The organism is Vibrio sp. 1401 (assembly GCF_033340295.1).
In genome coordinates, this window is sequence record NZ_JAWOWF010000436.1 from 1 (window position 1) to 655 (window position 655).

Consider the following 655-nt stretch of genomic DNA (forward strand, 5'->3'; position numbering starts at 1 on the left):
ACTCGCTAGGTAAAGCGGCGTATAGGGAGCGTAAAGAATCGTAAAGAGTGATTTTTGCCCTCTTCGTCGCACATCAATCCAATGTAATATTAAGTAAACGGTAACTGACCAAAGGTGCCCCGATGGCAAACATTCTTTTAATTGATGACGACATAGAACTGACAAGCCTATTAAAAGAGGTGCTCAGCTTCGAAGGATTCGAAGTCAGTGAAGCAAACGACGGTGAAGCCGGCCTTGCCGCAATCAACAGCGATATCGACCTCATCCTACTGGATGTAATGATGCCAAAATTGAATGGTATGGAAACGCTGAAGCGTCTGCGAGAGAACTGGGAAACCCCCGTGTTGATGTTGACCGCCAAAGGCGAAGAGATTGATCGAGTGATCGGTTTAGAGCTCGGCGCAGATGACTACTTACCAAAACCTTTCAGCGACCGAGAGCTGCTCGCTCGTATTCGTGCGATTTTACGTCGCACCAGTAACACGCAGAAAAACGGCAAAAACAGCGATTGTATTGAGTACCAAGAGTTACGCCTGTATCCGGGCAAGCAAGAGGCTTACTGCGATCAACAATTGCTGGATCTAACCGCAACCGAGTTCGCGCTGTTGACCCACTTTGTCCAAAACCCAGGACACGTACTCACCAAAGAGACGTT

Annotated in this window: 1 protein-coding gene; it reads left to right on the top strand. The window is 47.9% G+C overall.

All coding sequences use genetic code 11. From position 1 onward, the window contains the following. Window positions 1-122: 122 nt before the first annotated feature. A partial coding sequence (locus tag R7Z77_RS26095; RefSeq protein ID WP_318137143.1) for a response regulator occupies window positions 123-655 on the top strand: 533 nt, incomplete at its 3' end.